The organism is Streptomyces sp. NPDC104367 (genome assembly GCF_055583825.1).
This window is the reverse complement of record NZ_JBVJND010000006.1, coordinates 278863-294725: the sequence shown is the minus strand read 5'-3', so window position 1 is coordinate 294725 and position 15863 is coordinate 278863. Positions and strand designations below refer to the sequence as shown.

Sequence of the window (15863 nt, the reverse complement as noted above, 5' to 3'; positions counted from 1 at the left end):
CCTGCGGCCCTATGCGGGCGCCCCCGGCACCAGGCGCACGGTGAACGTCGTCGAACCCGGGCGGCTCTCCACGGTCACCGTGCCTCCGTGCGCCTCCACCACCGCCGCCACGATCGACAGGCCCAGGCCCGCTCCCGCCCCCGTCGCGTCCTGGCGGCGGCGGTGTTCGGCCCGGGTGAAGCGTTCGAAGACGCCCGGCCGGATGTCGGGCGGGATGCCGGGCCCGTCGTCGTGGACCCGCAGCAGGACCGCCGCCCCGTCCGTCTCCAGGGTCACCGTCACCGTCGTGCCCGCGGGTGTGTGCAGCCGGGCGTTGGCCAGGAGGTTGGCGAGGACCTGCTGGAGGCGGTGGGTGTCGCCGGTGACCGTCACCGGGTCCTCGGGGAGGTCCAGGGTCCAGCGGTGGTCGGGACCCGCGGCCCGGGCGTCGGTGACCGCGTCGAGGATGAGGCGGGTGAGGTCCACCGGACGGCTCTCCAGCGGGCGGCCCGCGTCCAGACGGGCCAGCAGGAGCAGGTCGTCCACCATCTCGCCCATGCGGGAGGACTCGGCGGCGATGCGTTCCAGGGCCCGGGTGACCTCGGCGGGCACCGGGCCGGGGTGGAGCAGGGCCAGTTCCGCGTGGCCGCGGACGGAGGCGACCGGGGTGCGCAGTTCGTGGCTGGCGTCGGCCGCGAAGCTGCGCAGGCGCTCCTCGCTGGCGTGGCGTTTGGTGAGCGCGTCCTCCACATGGCCCAGCATGCGGTTGAAGGCGGTGGCCACCCGGCCGACCTCGCTGCGCGGATCGGACCGGGGGGCGCGCGGCGGCAGGGCGACCTCGCCGCTGGCGAGCGGCAGCTCGCTGACCCGGGTGGCGGTCGCCGCGACCCGGCTCAGGGGGCGCAGGGACCAGCGGACCCAGAGGGCGCCGGCCACCCCGGCCACGGCCAGGGCGAGGCCGAAGACCGCGGCGCAGACCAGTTCCAGACGGTGCACGGTGGCCCGGACCGGCTCCAGGGGCAGACCGGTGATCAGGACGTCGCCGTCCCGGCCCGACCAGGCCATCAGCCGGTAGGAGCAGATCGAGGAGAGCCGGACCGTGTGCGGCCTGCCGTCCACCGGGACCCGGGCGAGGGCCGCGCGGTCGCCGGCGGTGAGGCCGACGGTCAGGTCGGGATCGGCGCCGGAGGGGATCAGGGCCGCGTTGGTGACCTCGCCGTTCAGCAGGCGGGCGCCGAAGGTGCCGGCGGCCTGCCGGCGGGTGTCGCCGCGCTCGTCGCCGTCCCGGTCGCTCGGCTTGTAGGTGCCGTGTTCCAGGGACTGCGGGAAGCTCGGTCCGGTCTGCTGGAGCTGCTGGTCGACGCGTCCGGTGAGGAAGCCGTTCAGCTCGACGACCGCGGCGACGCCGACGGCCGCGCAGCTCAGCGCGAGCAGTACGACCAGGCCCGCGGTGAGGCGGGCGCGGAGGGTACGGGGGACGCGCGGGCGCGGCAGGCGCCGGAGCCGTCGTACGGGGTTCACCTGGCCACCGGCTTGAGGACGTACCCGGCGCCGCGCACGGTGTGGATCATGGGCTCGCGGCCGGCGTCGACCTTCTTGCGCAGGTAGGAGATGTACAGCTCCACGACATGGGCGCGGCCGCCGAAGTCGTAGGACCAGACCCGGTCGAGGATCTGCGCCTTGCTGAGGACGCGGCGCGGGTTGCGCATCAGGAAGCGGAGGAGCTCGAACTCGGTCGGGGAGAGCTCGATCAGTTCGCCGGCCCGGGTGACCTCGCGGGCCTCCTCGTCCATGGCGAGGTCGCCGACGACGAGGCGCGGGCCGTCCTCCTGCTGGCGGGCCATGCCGGCGCGGCGCAGCAGACCGCGCAGCCGGGCGACGACCTCCTCCAGGCTGAAGGGCTTGGTGACGTAGTCGTCGCCGCCCGCGGTGATCCCGGCGATCCGGTCCTCGACGGCGTCCCGGGCGGTCAGGAAGAGCACGCAGACGTCCGGCTTGACCTGGTGCAGCGAGCGCAGGACGGCGAAGCCGTCGGTGTCCGGGAGCATCACGTCGAGGACGACCGCGTCCGGCAGCAGCTCCCGGGCCGCGGCCAGCGCGCTCGCGCCGTCACCGGCCCCGCGGACCTCCCAGCCCTCGTAGCGCAGGGCGCCGGTGAGGACCTCCGCGAGGTCCGGGTCGTCGTCGACGACGAGGACGCGCAGCGGGGTGCCGTCGGGTCTGGTGAGGGCCGGGCGGCCGGATCGGGTGGTGTTCATCGCGTCTACCAGCATCGCTCCTGCGGGCGACGGCGAGCGACCTGCGGTGCTCTGAGTTTCCTCTGAGTCCGCTGAGCGGGGCGGTCACTGAGAGGTCGCTCAGAAGTTCGGGCTGCACAGTGGCGGCACCGAACGGAGAAAGGACGCGACTCATGACGACCGTGGACGAACGGCGTACGGCCCCGGCCGGGCCCGCCGTGGCCACGCGCCGCTCCCCCGCCGCCGCCGTGCTCGCCGTGCTGTGGGCCGGGGCGGCGGCGGTGCTGCTGCTGTGGTGGTCGGACACCGGCACGGTCGTCGGCGCGGCCGGCTGGCTGACCGGGGCCGGCCGGATCGCCGGGCTGCTGTGCGGCTACTCCTGCGCGGTGCTGGTCGGGCTGATGGCCCGGGTGCCGCTGCTGGAGGTCCGGGTCGGCTCCGACCGGGTGGCCCGGTGGCACGCGATGGCCGGGCGGTACACGGTCTGCCTGCTGGTCGCGCACATCGTGCTGGTCCTCACCGGGTACGCGGCCCAGGACCACGCCCCGCTCGTCCGCGAGACGGTGGACGTCGTCCTGCACTACCCGGAGATGCTGAAGGCCACCATCGGCACGGTGATCCTCCTCGCGGTCGGCGTCACCTCGGTGCGCGCGGTGCGCCGCCGCACCAGCTACGAGTTCTGGTACTACGTCCATCTCCTCACCTACGCGGCCGTCTTCCTCGCCTTCGGCCACCAGCTGGCGCTCGGCGACGACCTCAACGGCAGGCCGGTCGCCACCGCCTTCTGGTACGCGCTGTACCTGGGGGCCGCGGCGCTGGTGCTGTGGTTCCGGGTGCTGGCGCCGGTGCGGCTCAACCTGCGGCACCGGCTCCGGGTGGAGTCCGTGCAGCAGGAGGCGCCGGGGGTGTACTCGGTCGTGATGCGGGGGCGGCGGATCGGCGAACTGGGCGCCGAGGCGGGGCAGTTCTTGCGCTGGCGGTTCTTCGGCGGCGACGGCATGGGCTGGGCGTCGACGCCGTACTCGCTGTCGGCGCCGCCGCGCGGCGACCTGCTGCGGATCACCGTCAAGGCGCTCGGCGACCACAGCGCGGCGATGCCGCTGCTGCGCCCCGGCACCCGGGTGTGGGCAGAGGGGCCCTACGGCTCCCTCACCGCGGACCGGGCCACCGGCGGGCGGAGCCTGCTGATCGCGGCCGGTGTCGGTGTCACCCCGCTGCGGGCGCTGTTCGAGACGCTGCCCGGCGAGGTCACCCTGCTCTACCGGGCGCGGACGGCCGAGGACCTGGCGCTGGGCGGCGAGCTGGAGGCGATAGCGCGCTGGCGCGGGGCACGGGTGCTGTACGCCCTGAACGGGCCCCGGGGCGAGCGCCCGGACATCTCGGCCGAGTCGCTGCGCGCGACCTTCCCCGGCCTCGCCGGGCACGACGTCTACATCTGCGGCCCGCACGGCTTCGCCCGGCAGCTGTACGGCGCGCTGCGGGCCGCCGGGGTGCCGGACCGCCGTATCCACCACGAGTCCTTCGAGCTGTGAGGCCCCTGACGTGCACGCACTGAACAAGAACCGCCCGCTGCGCCGGGTCGTGCTGGCGAGTGCCGCCACCGTCTCCGGGATCGTGATGCTGCTCGCGCTGAAGCCGCACACCGGCCCGGCCGTGGTCACGGACTCGGCGGCCCCGGCCCCCTCCAGCAGCGCCGGCGCCACGCCGGGCGCCTCCGGCGGCACGTCCAGCGGCGGCACCAGGACCGTCACCGGGGACACCGTGCAGACCCGCTGGGGGCCGGTGCAGGTGAGGGTGACCGTGAAGAACGGCAGGATCACGGACGTCACGGCGGTGCAGTACCCGACGGAGAACCCCCGCGACCAGCAGATCAACAGCTATGCCGTCCCGCAGCTGCGCAGCGAGGCGCTCGCGGCGCAGAGCGCGGACATCGACACCGTCTCCGGGGCCACCTACACCAGTGACGGATACAAGCAGTCCCTCCAGTCGGCACTGGACTCGGCAGGTCTCTGAACACTCGGGCGGTACGGCACGTATCTGTGGGCCAAGGGTCAAGTCCCCACGGAGGAACCGTGACCACCACACTCGCAGGCGGACGTGCCGCCCGCCGCCAGACGATGCGCCGCATCCGCCCGCGCCGCTCCCCGGCCGTACCGCTGCTGCTCGCCGTGTGGGCCGGCGCGGCGGCCGTGCTCTGGCTGTGGTGGCACAACACCCCGTCCATCGCCGACCAGAACGGCAAGATCCTCAACGCGGGCCGCATCACGGGCCTGCTGGCCGGCTACCTGATGGCGCTCGTCGTCCTCCAGATGGCCCGGGTGCCCGCGCTGGAGCGGCGGGTCGGCTCCGACCGCGTCGCCCGCTGGCACGCGATGAGCGGCCGCTACACCCTCTGCCTGGTCTTCGCGCACGTCTTCCTCATCATGTGGGGCTACGCGCTCCAGGCCGGCAAGACGCTCAACGACATCGTCCAGCAGACCGTCGACTCCGTGAACCAACTGCCCGACATGGGAAAGGCCGCCATCGGCACCGGTCTGTTCGTGGTCATCGGCCTGACCTCGATCGGCCCGGTCCGGCGCCGGCTGCCGTACGACACCTGGTACCACGTGCACCTGCTCACGTACGGGGCCGTGTTCCTGACCTTCTGGCACCAGATCACCACCGGCAACGACTTCGCGCTCACGCCGCTGGCCAAGACCTTCTGGTACGGGCTGTACGGCGCCGTCAGCGCGCTGGTGGTCTGGTACCGGATCCTCACCCCGATCCGGCTCAACCTGCGGCACCGGATGCGGGTCGAGGCGGTCATCGAGGAGACGCCGGGCATCGTGTCGGTGCTGATCGGCGGGCGCAAGCTGCACCGGATGGGCGCGGAGGCCGGCCAGTTCTTCCGCTGGCGGTTCCTGGCTCCCGGGATGCGGTTCAGCTCGCACCCGTACTCGCTGTCGGCGGCACCGCGCCCCGGCATGCTGCGGATCACCGTCAAGGCGATCGGCGACCACAGCGCGCGGCTGCGCGAACTACGGCCCGGGACCAAGGTGTGGGCCGAAGGGCCGTACGGGGCGATGACCGCGTCCCGGCGCAGCCGCGGCAAGGTCCTGCTGGTGGCGGGCGGCGTCGGGATCACGCCCATGCGGGCGCTGTTCGAGACGCTGCCCGGCGCCGCGGGCGACCTGACGCTGCTCTACCGGGCCAACACCACGCAGGACCTGGCGCTCTGGGACGAACTCGCGAAGATCGCCAACGAGCGCGGGGCCCGGCTGATGTACGCGGTCAACAGCCCGGAGGGCGAGCGGCCGGACATCTCCGCGGAGAACCTCCAGCGGAAGATCCCGGACATCGACGACCACGACGTCTTCATGTGCGGCCCGCCCGGGTTCGCGCAGGGAGTGTACGAGGCGCTGCGCGGCGCGGGGGTTCCCGCCCGCCGCATCCATCACGAGTCGTTCGAGATGTGAGCGACGGGAATTCAGGGAATCCAGGGGAATCGGGAGTTCTGGAACGATGAGGAAGAGTCACCCCATCAGGCGTGTGGTGCTGGCCACCGCGGCGACCGTGTCCGGTGTCGTGCTGCTGCTGTCGCTGAAGCCGGCGTCCGATCCGGCGTCCGCGTCGGCGGCGGGCGTGGCCCCGTCGGCGACGGCGGCCGGGCAGGAGTCGCCGCAGGGCGGCACCGGGGCGGCCGGCACCACGACGGTGGACGGCGACGCGACCCAGACCCAGTACGGGGTCGTGCAGGTCCGGCTGACCGTCGCCAATGGGAAGATCACCCAGGCCGAGGCGATCCAGGCGCCCAAGGGCGGCACCAGCGACCAGAAGACGGCGCTGTCGGTGCCCCAGCTGAACAAGGAGACGGTGGCGGCGCAGAGCGCGGCCATCGACTCCGTCTCCGGAGCGACGTACACCAGCACCGGCTACAAGCAGTCGCTCCAGTCGGCGCTGGACAAGATGAAGGAGGCGAGCTCCTCCCCGTCCACGGGCTCGTCCTCGGGCTCCTCGTCGGGATCGGGCTCGTCGTCCGGGTCCGCGCAGGCCGGGGCCAAGACGGTGACCGGGCAGGTGGCGCAGACCCAGTACGGGCCGGTCCAGGTCCGGATCACCGTCTCGGGAGGGAAGATCACCAAGGCCGAGGCCGTGCAGGCGCCCAGCGGCGGCACCAGCGACCAGAAGACCGCGCTCTCGGTCCCGAAGCTCAACCAGGAGGCGGTGGCGGCGGGCAGCGCCGACATCGACTCCGTCTCCGGAGCCACCTACACCAGCACCGGCTACAAGCAGTCACTGCAGTCGGCGCTGGACCAGGCCGGTGGCTGACACGGTGGCGGAGTCCGCGGAAGCTCCCGCCGCGGTACGTCATGCGGAAGAGGTCATGGGGACTGTCTTCTCCTTTGACGTCCGCGGCGGGGATCCGGACGCGGTACGGGCGGCCCTGGACGAGGCGGTCGCCGCACTGCACCGGGTCGACGAGGTGTTCAGCACCTACCGCGAGGACAGCCAGGTGTCCCGGCTGGCCCGGGAGGAGATCGGCGTCGCGGAGTGCGACCAGGAGGTCGCCGAGGTGCTGGAGCTGGCGGCCGAGGCGGAGCGGGTGAGCGACGGCTGGTTCAGCACCCGCTACCGGGGCCGGCTCGACCCCACCGGCATCGTGAAGGGCTGGTCCGCGGAGCGGGCCGCACGGCTGCTCGCCGGGGTGGCCGGGGTGAGCGGCGTGAGCGTCAACGGCGGCGGCGACGTCCAGATGTTCGGGGCGCCGGAGCCGACGCGGGCGTGGCGGGTGGGGATCGCCGACCCACTGCGGCCGGGCGGTCTGGCGGCGGTGATCTCGGCGGCCGGGGTGGACGAGCTGTCGGTCGCCACCTCGGGCACGGCGGAGCGCGGCGCGCACATCGTCGACCCCCGGACGGGCAAGTCCGCGGTGACGGACCTGGTCGCGGTCACGGTGGTGGGACCCCGTCTGACCTGGGTGGACTGCTGGGCCACCGCGGCCTTCGCGATGGGCTCCCGCGAAGGTCTCGCCTGGCTGGAGTCCCTGCCGGACGTGGAGGGCCTCCTGATCACGGCCGGCGACGAGGTGCGCTGCACGGGGGGCCTGGCGGCCCGCCTGGGCTGAGGCGCCCCGGCACAGGCGCGGGGAACCGCGCGACGAGCCCCGGCGCACCGGCGCCCGGCACCGAGACCGGTCAGGACTTTCTTCCCGGTTCCCCCATCCCGGCAGCCCTCTCGCCCGTATCCCCTGTGTAGGGATTTTCGGGAGGAACACCATGGCTGTCTTCAGCAATCTGATGCCGGCGATGCACCGCGACCACGGTGGCCACGGGGACCACGGTGGCCACGGCGACCACGGCGACCGCTTCGACGGCGACCGGCACGACCACGGCGACCGCTTCGACCGTGACCGCTTCGACGGCGACCGTCACGACCACGGCGACCGGCACGGCCGCAACGGCTACTGACCACACCGGAAAGGGTGAGCGGACCGGCGTCCGGGGAAGCCGGTCCGCTTCGCCGACCGCTGGTGAGGAACCCGTGCCATGGCGCATCCCGTACGGCGTCCGCTCTCGACCGGCGGCACCTCCGACGCCGTGGTCGCCGCGGCGCCCCCGGTGTCCCCGCGCGAGGTGTTCCGCCGGTTCTGGCCGTACACCCGCGGCGGCCGCCGCTGGCTGCTGCCGGTCGTCGCGCTGAGCCTGACCGCCCCCGCCGTCGACGCGGCCGAGCTCTGGCTGTTCAAGGTGGTCGTGGACGACGTGCTGGTCCCCCGCGACCTGCGCCCGTTCCTGTGGATCGCCCCCGCCTACCTCTGTCTCGTCCTGTGCTCCGGCGTCCTCGGCTTCGCCGACGACATGACCTCCACCTGGGTCGGCGAACGCTTCCTGCTGGCGCTGCGCACCGACGTGTTCCGGCACGTCCAGGGCCTGTCGCTGGGTTTCTTCGAGCGCCGCCGGCTCGGTGACGTGCTCTCCCGGGTCACCGGCGACGTCGACGCGGTGGAGACGTTCCTGCTCTCGGGCGTGGCGGACGCCCTGTACTACGTGATCCGGCTCGCCGTCTTCGTCGGCCTGCTGTTCTACCTGCGCTGGGACCTGACCCTGCTCGCCCTCGTCATCGTGCCGCTGTTCTGGGGCGCGGCCCGGCACTTCTCGCGGCTGATCAAGGAGGCGTCGCGGGAGCGCAGGCGGCGCGGCGGCTCGCTCAGCGCGATCGCGGAGGAGTCCCTGGGCAACGTCGTGCTCGTGCAGGCGTACAACCGGCAGGAGTGGGAGGAGCGCCGGTTCGAGCGGGAGAACACCGGCAGGTTCCGGGCGGCGATGGCCTCGGCGCGCATCCGCGGGGTGTACGGGCCGGTCGTCGAGTTCATCGAGGTGGCGGGCGGTCTCGCGGTGCTGGGCCTGGGCACCTGGAAACTGGCGCAGGGCCAGCTGACCCTCGGCGGCCTGCTGGTCTTCCTCGCGCTGATCGGCAAGCTGTACGGCCCGGTGCACGGTCTGTCCGGGCTCGGCACCACCTTCTACGCGGCCTCCGCCTCGGCGGAGCGGATCATCGAACTGCTGGACCAGCGGCCCCAGGTGGCCGAGGCGCCGGGGGCCCGGCGGATCCGGCGGGCGCGCGGGGACGTGGAGTTCGACGGGGTGTGGTTCCGCTACCCGGGCACCGGGGCCTGGGCGCTGTCGGACGTGTCGTTCCACGCGGCGCCCGGGGAGACCCTGGCGCTGGTCGGGGCGAGCGGCGCGGGCAAGTCCACGCTGGCCAAGCTCCAGTTGCGGTTCTACGACCCCGACCGGGGCGCGGTCCGCCTCGACGGGACCGACCTGCGCGAGCTGGCCCTCGCCGACGTGCGGGAGAGTGTCGCGGTGGTGCTCCAGGAGACGCTCGTCTTCCACGGCACCGTGCGGGAGAACATCGCCTACGGGCGGCCGTCGGCCACGGAGGCGGAGATCGTCGCGGCGGCGCGGGCGGCCGACGCGCACGAGTTCGTCGAGCGGCTCCCGGAGGGCTACGACACGCTCGTCGGCCAGCGCGGCCGGACGCTGTCCGGCGGGCAGTGCCAGCGGCTGGCGATCGCCCGGGCGATGGTCCGGGACGCGCCGGTGCTCCTGCTCGACGAGCCGACGGCCGGGCTGGACGTCCGGTCGGGCCGGCGGATCATGGACCCGCTGCGGCGGCTGATGGCCGGACGGACGACCGTGGTCATCTCCCACAACCTGCTGACCGTCCGGGACGCGACCCGCATCGTGGTGCTCGACCGCGGCCGGGTCGTCGAGGACGGCGCCCACGCGGAGCTGCTCGGGCGCGAGGGGCCGTACGCCCGGCTGCACCGGCTGCACGAGGCGGGAGCCGTGCTGTCCTGACGGGTCATGCCCCGTCCTGACGTCATGACCCGTGCGGTGTGACCACCGTGCCCTGCTGGAGCCGCGCGGTGGCGAGGACGGTGCCGTCGGGAGCGGTCAGACGGGCGGCGCCGTACCTGGTGAGGTCGACGGGGACGGCCACGCCCCAGCTGCCGCGTCCGGCGCGCAGCGGGAAGTCTCCGACCCGGACGGCCGCCGTGCCGTCGGCGCGGTCGAGGAGGCAGGTGACCCTGCCGTTGTAGGGGGTGCCGGGGAGGGCGACGGAGACGAAGATCCAGGCGGGGCTGCCGGGGTGGGCGTAGACCTCGCCGACGGGCTGTCCGCCGCCGGCCGGGATCATGTCGCCGACGAGCATGGGCTCGGATTCGGAGGCGGGCGTCGAGGCGGCGGTGACGGCACCCTCCACGGCGCCGCCGATCGCCCAGCCGGCGAAGCCGACGGCGACGGTCAGGGCGGTGGCCACCGCGGCGAGCCGCAGCCGGGCGCGTCCGATCCGGCCGAGCCGGCCCCGCGGGACGGCGGCCGGGCGCTGTCCCTCGGCCCCGGCCGGCCGGGCGGTCAGGGCGCGGGCCACCCGGGTCTCGAAGCCGGGCGGGGGTTCGGCGTCCGGCAGCAGGCCGATCAGCCGGTCACCGATCCCGGTCAGCCGACGCACGTACTCCCGGCAGTCGGCGCAGCCGTCCAGGTGGGCGACCGCCTCGGCGCGCTCGCGGCCGGGCAGGACGCCCAGCGCCAGCTCGGCGCCCACCTCCCGCAGCTTCTCGCAGTGCGCGTCACCGGACATGGTCGCCTCGCTTGGGGGACGCGAGGGCGGTGCGGAGTTTCGCCATCGCCGTCCTGATCCGCGTCTTGGCGGTGCCGAGCGGGATCTTCTCCACGTCGGCGATCTGCTGGGCCGTCATGCCGTAGACGCCCGCCATCATCAGGGCCCTGGCCTGCTCCCTGGGCAGCCGGGCCAGCGCGGCCCGGAGCTGGGTGGCGGCCTCCTCGGCCAGGGCCCACCGCTCGGGGGTCTCGGTGACGGCGTCCAGCAGGGGGTCGAGGTCCTCGGGCGCCATCGGTTCCGTGCGGCGTGCGCGGACGGCGTCGACGGCGAGGTTGTGCGCGATGGTGGTCAGCCAGGTGGCGACCGAGCCGCGGCGCGAGTCGTAGATCTGGGCGTGCCGCCAGGCCCGCTCGAAGGTCTGCTGGGCGATGTCCTCGGCGAGCTGCTGATCACCTGTGACGGCCATGGCCACCCCGAAGACCCGGTGCTGGAACCTCCGTACGAAGATCACAGCGAGCTCCGGATCTCCGGTGGCCAGCCCGGACAGCAGAGCTTCGTCCGGCAGGCGGCCGACGGGGAACCCGAATCCCGACACACCCCTGTATACGTTCGACGGCCGCCAGGGGATTGCCCGCCCGCCGCGGAAGATCACATGTCCATTCTCCGTCGGCGGGACGGGCCCCGCACGTGGGTCAGTGCCCGTTCTGGGCCAGGCGCAGCAGGTGGTCGGCGAGGGCCTGGCCGCCGGTGGGCTCGCGGCTGATCAGCAGCAGCGTGTCGTCGCCGGCGATGGTGCCGAGGATGTCGTGCAGCTCGGCCTGGTCGATCGCCGAGGCCAGGAACTGGGCCGCGCCCGGCGGGGTGCGCAGGACGACCAGGTTGGCCGAGGCCTCCGCCGAGATCAGCAGTTCCTGGGAGAGGCGGCGCATCCGCTCCTCCTTCGCCGACTCCCCCAGCGGGGCGCGGGGGGTGCGGAAGCCGCCCTCGCTGGGGACCGCGTAGATCAGTTCGCCGTCGGTGTTGCGGATCTTCACCGCGTTGAGCTCGTCGAGGTCCCGGGAGAGTGTCGCCTGGGTGACCGTGAGCCCGTCGTCGGCCAGCAGCTTGGCGAGCTGGCTCTGCGAGCGCACCGGCTGCCGGTTGAGGATGTCCACGATCCGGCGGTGCCGGGCGGTCCGGGTCTGCGGCACCGCCGCCCCCGTCCCGCCCGACTGGTCGAACTCCTGCGCCTGGCTCATCGTCGTCTCATTCTCCGGATCGTCCGTGCCCGCCCGCTGCGTCGAGGATGCCTGGCAGTGCCCGCAGGAGCGCGTCCGCCTCGTCGTCGCGCAGGTTCAGCGGCGGCATCAGCCGTACGACGTCGGGAGCGGGCGCGTTCACCAGGAACCCGGCCTCCTGAGCCGCCTGCTGCACCCGCGGCGCCAGCGGCTCGGTGAGCACGATACCCAGGAGCAGGCCCGCACCCCGGACATAATCGATCAGGCCGTGGCCGAGGCCCTCGATTCCGTCCCGCAGCCGCTCGCTCTGCCGCTTGACGTTCTCCAGCAGTCCGTCGTTGCCGATGGTGTCGAGGACGGCGAGGCCGGCGGCGCAGGCGACCGGGTTGCCGCCGAAGGTGGTGCCGTGGTGGCCGGGCTGGAGCAGTTCGGCGGCGCGGCCGAAGGCCACGGTCGCGCCGAGCGGCAGCCCGCCGCCGAGCTGCTTGGCGAGGGTGACGATGTCGGGCAGGACGCCCTCGTGAGCCTGGTAGGCGAACCAGGTGCCGGTACGGCCGACGCCGGTCTGCACCTCGTCGAGGACGAGCAGGGCGCCGGTGGCGGCGGTGATCGCGCGGGCCGCCTTGAGGTAGCCGGCCGGGGGCACGACCACGCCGTTCTCGCCCTGGACCGGCTCGATGACGACGAGTGCCGTCTCCTCGGTGACCGCGGCGGCCAGCGCCTTGGCGTCGCCGAAGGGCACATGGGTGACGTCGGCGGGCAGCGGGCGGAACGGATCCTGCTTGGCGGGCTGTCCGGTGAGCGCGAGGGCGCCCATCGTACGGCCGTGGAAGCCGCCCTCGGTGGCGACCATGTGGGTCCGCCCGGTGAGCCGGCCGATCTTGAAGGCGGCCTCGTTGGCCTCGGCGCCGGAGTTGCAGAAGAAGACCCTGCCGTCCCGGCCGAAGAGCTGGATCAGCCGTTCGGCGAGGGCCACGGTGGGCTCGGCCATGAAGAAGTTGGAGATGTGGCCGAGGGAGGCGATCTGGCTGCTCACGGCCTCGACGATCGCCGGGTGGGCGTGGCCGAGCGCGTTGGTGGCGATGCCGCCGACGAAGTCGAGGTACTCCCGGCCCTCGGTGTCCCAGACCCTGACGCCCTCGCCGCGGACGAGGGGCAGCCGCGGGGTGCCGTAGTTGTTCATGAGCGCGCCCTGCCAGCGCGAGGTCAGTTCCTGGTTGCTCATGACTCACCCTCCGGGTCCGGCACGACCATCGTGCCGATCCCCTCGTCCGTGAAGATCTCCAGCAGGATCGAGTGCTGGACCCGGCCGTCGATGACCCGGGCGGTCTGCACGCCGTTGCGCACGGCGTGCAGGCAGCCCTCCATCTTCGGCACCATGCCGGCGCTGAGGTCCGGCAGCAGCTTCTCCAGCTGGGAAGCGGTGAGGCGGCTGATCACCTCGTCGGAGTTCGGCCAGTCCTCGTAGAGCCCCTCGACGTCGGTGAGGACCATGAGGGTCTCGGCGCCCAGAGCGGCGGCGAGTGCCGCGGCCGCCGTGTCGGCGTTCACGTTGTAGACGTGTCCGTCGTCCTGGGAGCGGGCGATGGAGGAGACGACCGGGATGCGGCCGTCGGCGAGCAGGGCCTCGATCGCGCCCGTGTCGATCGCGGTGATCTCGCCGACCCGCCCGATGTCGATCAACTCGCCGTCGATCGTGGGCCGGTGCTTGGTGGCGGTGATGGTGTGGGCGTCCTCGCCGGTCAGTCCGACGGCGAGGGGCCCGTGCTGGTTGAGCAGGTTGACCAGCTCGCGCTGGACCTGCCCGGCGAGCACCATCCGTACGACGTCCATGGCGTCCTCGGTGGTGACCCGGAGCCCGGCCTTGAACTCGCTGACGATGCCGTGCTTGTCGAGGGCTGCGCTGATCTGCGGGCCGCCGCCGTGCACGACGACCGGCCTGAGGCCCGCGTGGTGCAGGAAGACGACGTCCTGGGCGAAGGCCGCCTTCAGGTCCTCGTCGATCATGGCGTTGCCGCCGAACTTGATCACAACGGTCCGGCCGTTGTGACGGACCAGCCAGGGCAGCGCCTCGATGAGGGTCTGGGCCTTGGGCAGCGCGGTGTGCTTGCGCGTGGTGCTCATGACGAGTACGCGCTGTTCTCGTGGACGTAGTCGGCGGTGAGGTCGTTGGTCCAGACGGTGGCCGTCTCGGAGCCGGCCGCGAGGTCGGCGACGATGTGCACCTCGCGGTAGCGCATGTCGACCTTCTCGCGGTCCTCGCCCACCCCGCCGTTCTTGCAGACCCAGACGCCGTTGATGGCGACGTTGAGCAGGTCGGGCTCGAAGGCGGCGCGGGTGGTGCCGATCGCGGAGAGCACGCGGCCCCAGTTGGGGTCCTCGCCGTGGATGGCGCACTTGAGGAGGTTGTTGCGGGCGATGGAGCGGCCCACCTCGACGGCGTCGTCCTCGGTCGCCGCGTTCACGACCTCGATCCTGATGTCCTTGCTGGCGCCCTCGGCGTCCCGGATCAGCTGCTGTCCGAGGTCGTCGCAGACGGCGCGGACGGCCTCGGCGAACTCCGCCTGGTCCGGGGTGACCTCGGAGGAGCCGGAGGCGAGCAGCAGCACGGTGTCGTTGGTGGACATGCAGCCGTCGGAGTCGACGCGGTCGAAGGTGGTGCGGGTCGCGGCCCGCAGCGCCCGGTCCAGGTCCTCGGCGCCGACGACCGCGTCCGTGGTGAGGACGACCAGCATGGTGGCGAGGCCGGGGGCGAGCATGCCCGCGCCCTTGGCCATGCCGCCGACGGTCCAGCCGTCCTTGGCCACGACGGCCGTCTTGTGCACGGTGTCGGTGGTCTTGATGGCGATGGCCGCCTTCTCGCCGCCGTGCTCGGAGAGCTGGGCGGCGGCGGTCTCGACGCCGGGCAGCAGCTTGTCCATGGGCAGCAGCACGCCGATCAGGCCCGTCGAGCAGACGGCGACCTCGATCGCGCCCCGGCCCAGCGCCTCGGCCGCCTTCTCGGCCGTCGCGTGGGTGTCCTGGAAGCCCTTGGGGCCGGTACAGGCGTTGGCGCCGCCGGAGTTGAGGACGACGGCCGAGACCTGGCCGCTCGCGATGACCTGCTCGGACCAGAGCACGGGCGCGGCCTTCACGCGGTTGGAGGTGAAGACGCCCGCGGCGGCGCGGCGCGGACCGTTGTTGACCACGAGGGCCAGGTCCGGGTTGCCGCTCTCCTTGATCCCGGCGGCGATGCCCGCGGCCGTGAATCCCTTCGCTGCCGTCACGCTCACGGCGCAACTCCGATCGTGGTCAGCCCGGTGGCCTCGGCGAGACCCAGGGCGAGGTTCATGCTCTGGACGGCACCGCCGGCGGTGCCCTTGGTCAGGTTGTCGATGGCGCTGATCGCGATGATGCGGCCCACGGCGTCGTCGTACGCGACCTGCACCTGAACGGCGTTCGAACCGTAGACGGACGCGGTGGCGGGCCACCGGCCCTCGGGGAGGAGGTGGACGAAGGGCTCGTCGGCGTAGGCCTTCTCGTAGGCGGCGCGCACGGACTCGGCCGTCACCCCCGGCACGGCCTTGACGCTGCACGTGGCGAGGATGCCCCGGGGCATCGGCGCGAGCGTCGGTGTGAAGGAGACGGCGACCCGCTCCCCCGCCACCGCGCTCAGGTTCTGGATCATCTCGGGGGTGTGCCGGTGGCCGCCGCCGACGCCGTACGGCGTCATGGAGCCCATGACCTCGCTGCCGAGCAGGTGGGGCTTGGCCGCCTTGCCTGCGCCGGAGGTGCCGGACGCGGCGACGACGAGCGCCTCGGGCCCGGCGATGCCGGCGGCGTAGGCCGGGTAGAGGGCGAGGGAGACGGCGGTGGGGTAGCAACCGGGTACCGCGATGCGCTTGGCCCCCTCCAGCGCGGCGCGGGCACCCGGCAGTTCGGGGAGGCCGTAGGGCCAGGTGCCGGCGTGCGGGGAGCCGTAGAAGCGCTCCCAGTCGGCCGGGTCGGCCAGCCGGAAGTCGGCGCCCATGTCGACGACGAGGACGTCCGGGCCGAGCTGTTCGGCGACGGCGGCGGACTGGCCGTGAGGGAGTGCGAGGAAGACCACGTCGTGGCCGGCGAGGACCTCGGCGGTCGTCTCCTCCAGCACACGGTCGGCCAGCGGGAGCAGGTGCGGCTGGAGCGCGCCCAGGCGCTGGCCCGCGTTGGAGTTGCCGGTCAGGGCACCGATCTCGACCTCGGGGTGTGTGAGGAGCAGCCGCAGGACCTCTCCGCCCGCGTATCCGCTCGCTCCGGCCACCGCCGCACGTACCGCCATGTCCATCCTCCTCTGGATGGCATG

General features: G+C 73.2%; 16 protein-coding genes. 7 read left to right on the top strand and 9 right to left on the bottom strand.

Going from position 1 to position 15863, the window contains the following annotated elements; all coding sequences use genetic code 11:
- Positions 1 to 9: 9 nt before the first annotated feature.
- The gene (locus ACZ619_RS11935; RefSeq protein WP_469597356.1) at positions 10 to 1500 is read right to left on the bottom strand and encodes a HAMP domain-containing sensor histidine kinase; all 1491 of its coding nucleotides are present in this window, start codon (positions 1498 to 1500) and stop codon (positions 10 to 12) included.
- A complete protein-coding gene (locus ACZ619_RS11930; RefSeq protein ID WP_469597353.1) occupies positions 1497 to 2237 on the bottom strand; it encodes a response regulator transcription factor in 741 nt (246 codons plus the stop codon). The genes ACZ619_RS11935 and ACZ619_RS11930 overlap by 4 nt, the downstream gene beginning before the upstream one ends.
- Before the next feature lie 152 nt (positions 2238 to 2389).
- Between ACZ619_RS11930 and ACZ619_RS11925 the strand changes: the two genes are divergently transcribed.
- The 7 genes from ACZ619_RS11925 (at position 2390) to ACZ619_RS11895 (ending at position 9559) form a co-directional block, all read left to right on the top strand.
- Positions 2390 to 3748, top strand: coding sequence for a ferredoxin reductase family protein (locus ACZ619_RS11925; RefSeq protein WP_469597351.1), 1359 nt, complete (start codon positions 2390 to 2392; stop codon positions 3746 to 3748).
- A 10-nt stretch (positions 3749 to 3758) separates the two neighbouring features.
- Positions 3759 to 4229 carry an FMN-binding protein gene (locus ACZ619_RS11920; RefSeq protein WP_469597348.1) on the top strand — a complete coding sequence of 157 codons (471 nt, stop codon included), beginning with the start codon at positions 3759 to 3761 and terminating at the stop codon, positions 4227 to 4229.
- Positions 4230 to 4288: 59 nt separating this feature from the next.
- Positions 4289 to 5671, top strand: coding sequence for a ferredoxin reductase family protein (locus ACZ619_RS11915; RefSeq protein ID WP_469597346.1), 1383 nt, complete (start codon positions 4289 to 4291; stop codon positions 5669 to 5671).
- Between the two features lie 46 nt (positions 5672 to 5717).
- Positions 5718 to 6524, top strand: a complete 807-nt coding sequence (locus tag ACZ619_RS11910; RefSeq protein WP_469597344.1) for an FMN-binding protein — start codon at positions 5718 to 5720, stop codon at positions 6522 to 6524.
- A complete protein-coding gene (locus ACZ619_RS11905; RefSeq protein ID WP_469597341.1) occupies positions 6517 to 7320 on the top strand; it encodes an FAD:protein FMN transferase in 804 nt (267 codons plus the stop codon). The genes ACZ619_RS11910 and ACZ619_RS11905 overlap by 8 nt, the downstream gene beginning before the upstream one ends.
- 151 nt (positions 7321 to 7471) lie before the next feature.
- Positions 7472 to 7663, top strand: a complete 192-nt coding sequence (locus ACZ619_RS11900; RefSeq protein ID WP_469597339.1) for a hypothetical protein — start codon at positions 7472 to 7474, stop codon at positions 7661 to 7663.
- A gap of 78 nt (positions 7664 to 7741) precedes the next feature.
- Positions 7742 to 9559 (top strand): ABC transporter ATP-binding protein, encoded by a 1818-nt coding sequence (locus ACZ619_RS11895; RefSeq protein WP_469597336.1) that lies wholly within the window; start codon positions 7742 to 7744, stop codon positions 9557 to 9559.
- Positions 9560 to 9581: 22 nt separating this feature from the next.
- Here the strand turns inward: ACZ619_RS11895 and ACZ619_RS11890 are convergent, their stop codons facing one another.
- The 7 genes from ACZ619_RS11890 to argC form a co-directional block, all read right to left on the bottom strand.
- The gene (locus ACZ619_RS11890; RefSeq protein WP_469597334.1) at positions 9582 to 10343 is read right to left on the bottom strand and encodes a hypothetical protein; all 762 of its coding nucleotides are present in this window, start codon (positions 10341 to 10343) and stop codon (positions 9582 to 9584) included.
- The gene (locus tag ACZ619_RS11885) at positions 10333 to 10920 is read right to left on the bottom strand and encodes an RNA polymerase sigma factor (protein WP_469597332.1); all 588 of its coding nucleotides are present in this window, start codon (positions 10918 to 10920) and stop codon (positions 10333 to 10335) included. Before ACZ619_RS11885 ends, ACZ619_RS11890 begins: the two co-directional genes overlap by 11 nt.
- Positions 10921 to 11017: 97 nt before the next feature.
- Entirely contained in the window at positions 11018 to 11563 is a 546-nt protein-coding gene (locus tag ACZ619_RS11880) for an arginine repressor (RefSeq protein WP_123978432.1), read from the bottom strand.
- Between the two features lie 7 nt (positions 11564 to 11570).
- The gene (locus ACZ619_RS11875) at positions 11571 to 12767 is read right to left on the bottom strand and encodes an acetylornithine transaminase (RefSeq protein WP_469597329.1); all 1197 of its coding nucleotides are present in this window, start codon (positions 12765 to 12767) and stop codon (positions 11571 to 11573) included.
- Positions 12764 to 13666 (bottom strand): acetylglutamate kinase, encoded by a 903-nt coding sequence (argB, locus tag ACZ619_RS11870; RefSeq protein ID WP_469597327.1) that lies wholly within the window; start codon positions 13664 to 13666, stop codon positions 12764 to 12766. Before argB ends, ACZ619_RS11875 begins: the two co-directional genes overlap by 4 nt.
- Positions 13663 to 14814, bottom strand: coding sequence for a bifunctional glutamate N-acetyltransferase/amino-acid acetyltransferase ArgJ (argJ, locus tag ACZ619_RS11865; RefSeq protein WP_469597326.1), 1152 nt, complete (start codon positions 14812 to 14814; stop codon positions 13663 to 13665). The genes argB and argJ overlap by 4 nt, the downstream gene beginning before the upstream one ends.
- Positions 14811 to 15839: an N-acetyl-gamma-glutamyl-phosphate reductase gene (gene argC, locus ACZ619_RS11860; RefSeq protein ID WP_469597324.1), complete on the bottom strand. Its 1029-nt coding sequence runs from the start codon at positions 15837 to 15839 to the stop codon at positions 14811 to 14813. Before argC ends, argJ begins: the two co-directional genes overlap by 4 nt.
- Positions 15840 to 15863 lie beyond the last annotated feature (24 nt).

Coding starts and splice junctions, on each gene's coding strand:
- argB (WP_469597327.1), bottom strand. CDS start 13,666: ATGAGCACCACGCGCAAGCACACCGCGCTGCCCAAGGCCCAGACCCTC.
- ACZ619_RS11925 (WP_469597351.1), top strand. CDS start 2,390: ATGACGACCGTGGACGAACGGCGTACGGCCCCGGCCGGGCCCGCCGTG.
- ACZ619_RS11880 (WP_123978432.1), bottom strand. CDS start 11,563: ATGAGCCAGGCGCAGGAGTTCGACCAGTCGGGCGGGACGGGGGCGGCG.
- ACZ619_RS11910 (WP_469597344.1), top strand. CDS start 5,718: ATGAGGAAGAGTCACCCCATCAGGCGTGTGGTGCTGGCCACCGCGGCG.
- ACZ619_RS11895 (WP_469597336.1), top strand. CDS start 7,742: ATGGCGCATCCCGTACGGCGTCCGCTCTCGACCGGCGGCACCTCCGAC.
- ACZ619_RS11900 (WP_469597339.1), top strand. CDS start 7,472: ATGGCTGTCTTCAGCAATCTGATGCCGGCGATGCACCGCGACCACGGT.
- ACZ619_RS11890 (WP_469597334.1), bottom strand. CDS start 10,343: ATGTCCGGTGACGCGCACTGCGAGAAGCTGCGGGAGGTGGGCGCCGAG.
- argC (WP_469597324.1), bottom strand. CDS start 15,839: ATGGCGGTACGTGCGGCGGTGGCCGGAGCGAGCGGATACGCGGGCGGA.
- ACZ619_RS11930 (WP_469597353.1), bottom strand. CDS start 2,237: ATGAACACCACCCGATCCGGCCGCCCGGCCCTCACCAGACCCGACGGC.
- ACZ619_RS11875 (WP_469597329.1), bottom strand. CDS start 12,767: ATGAGCAACCAGGAACTGACCTCGCGCTGGCAGGGCGCGCTCATGAAC.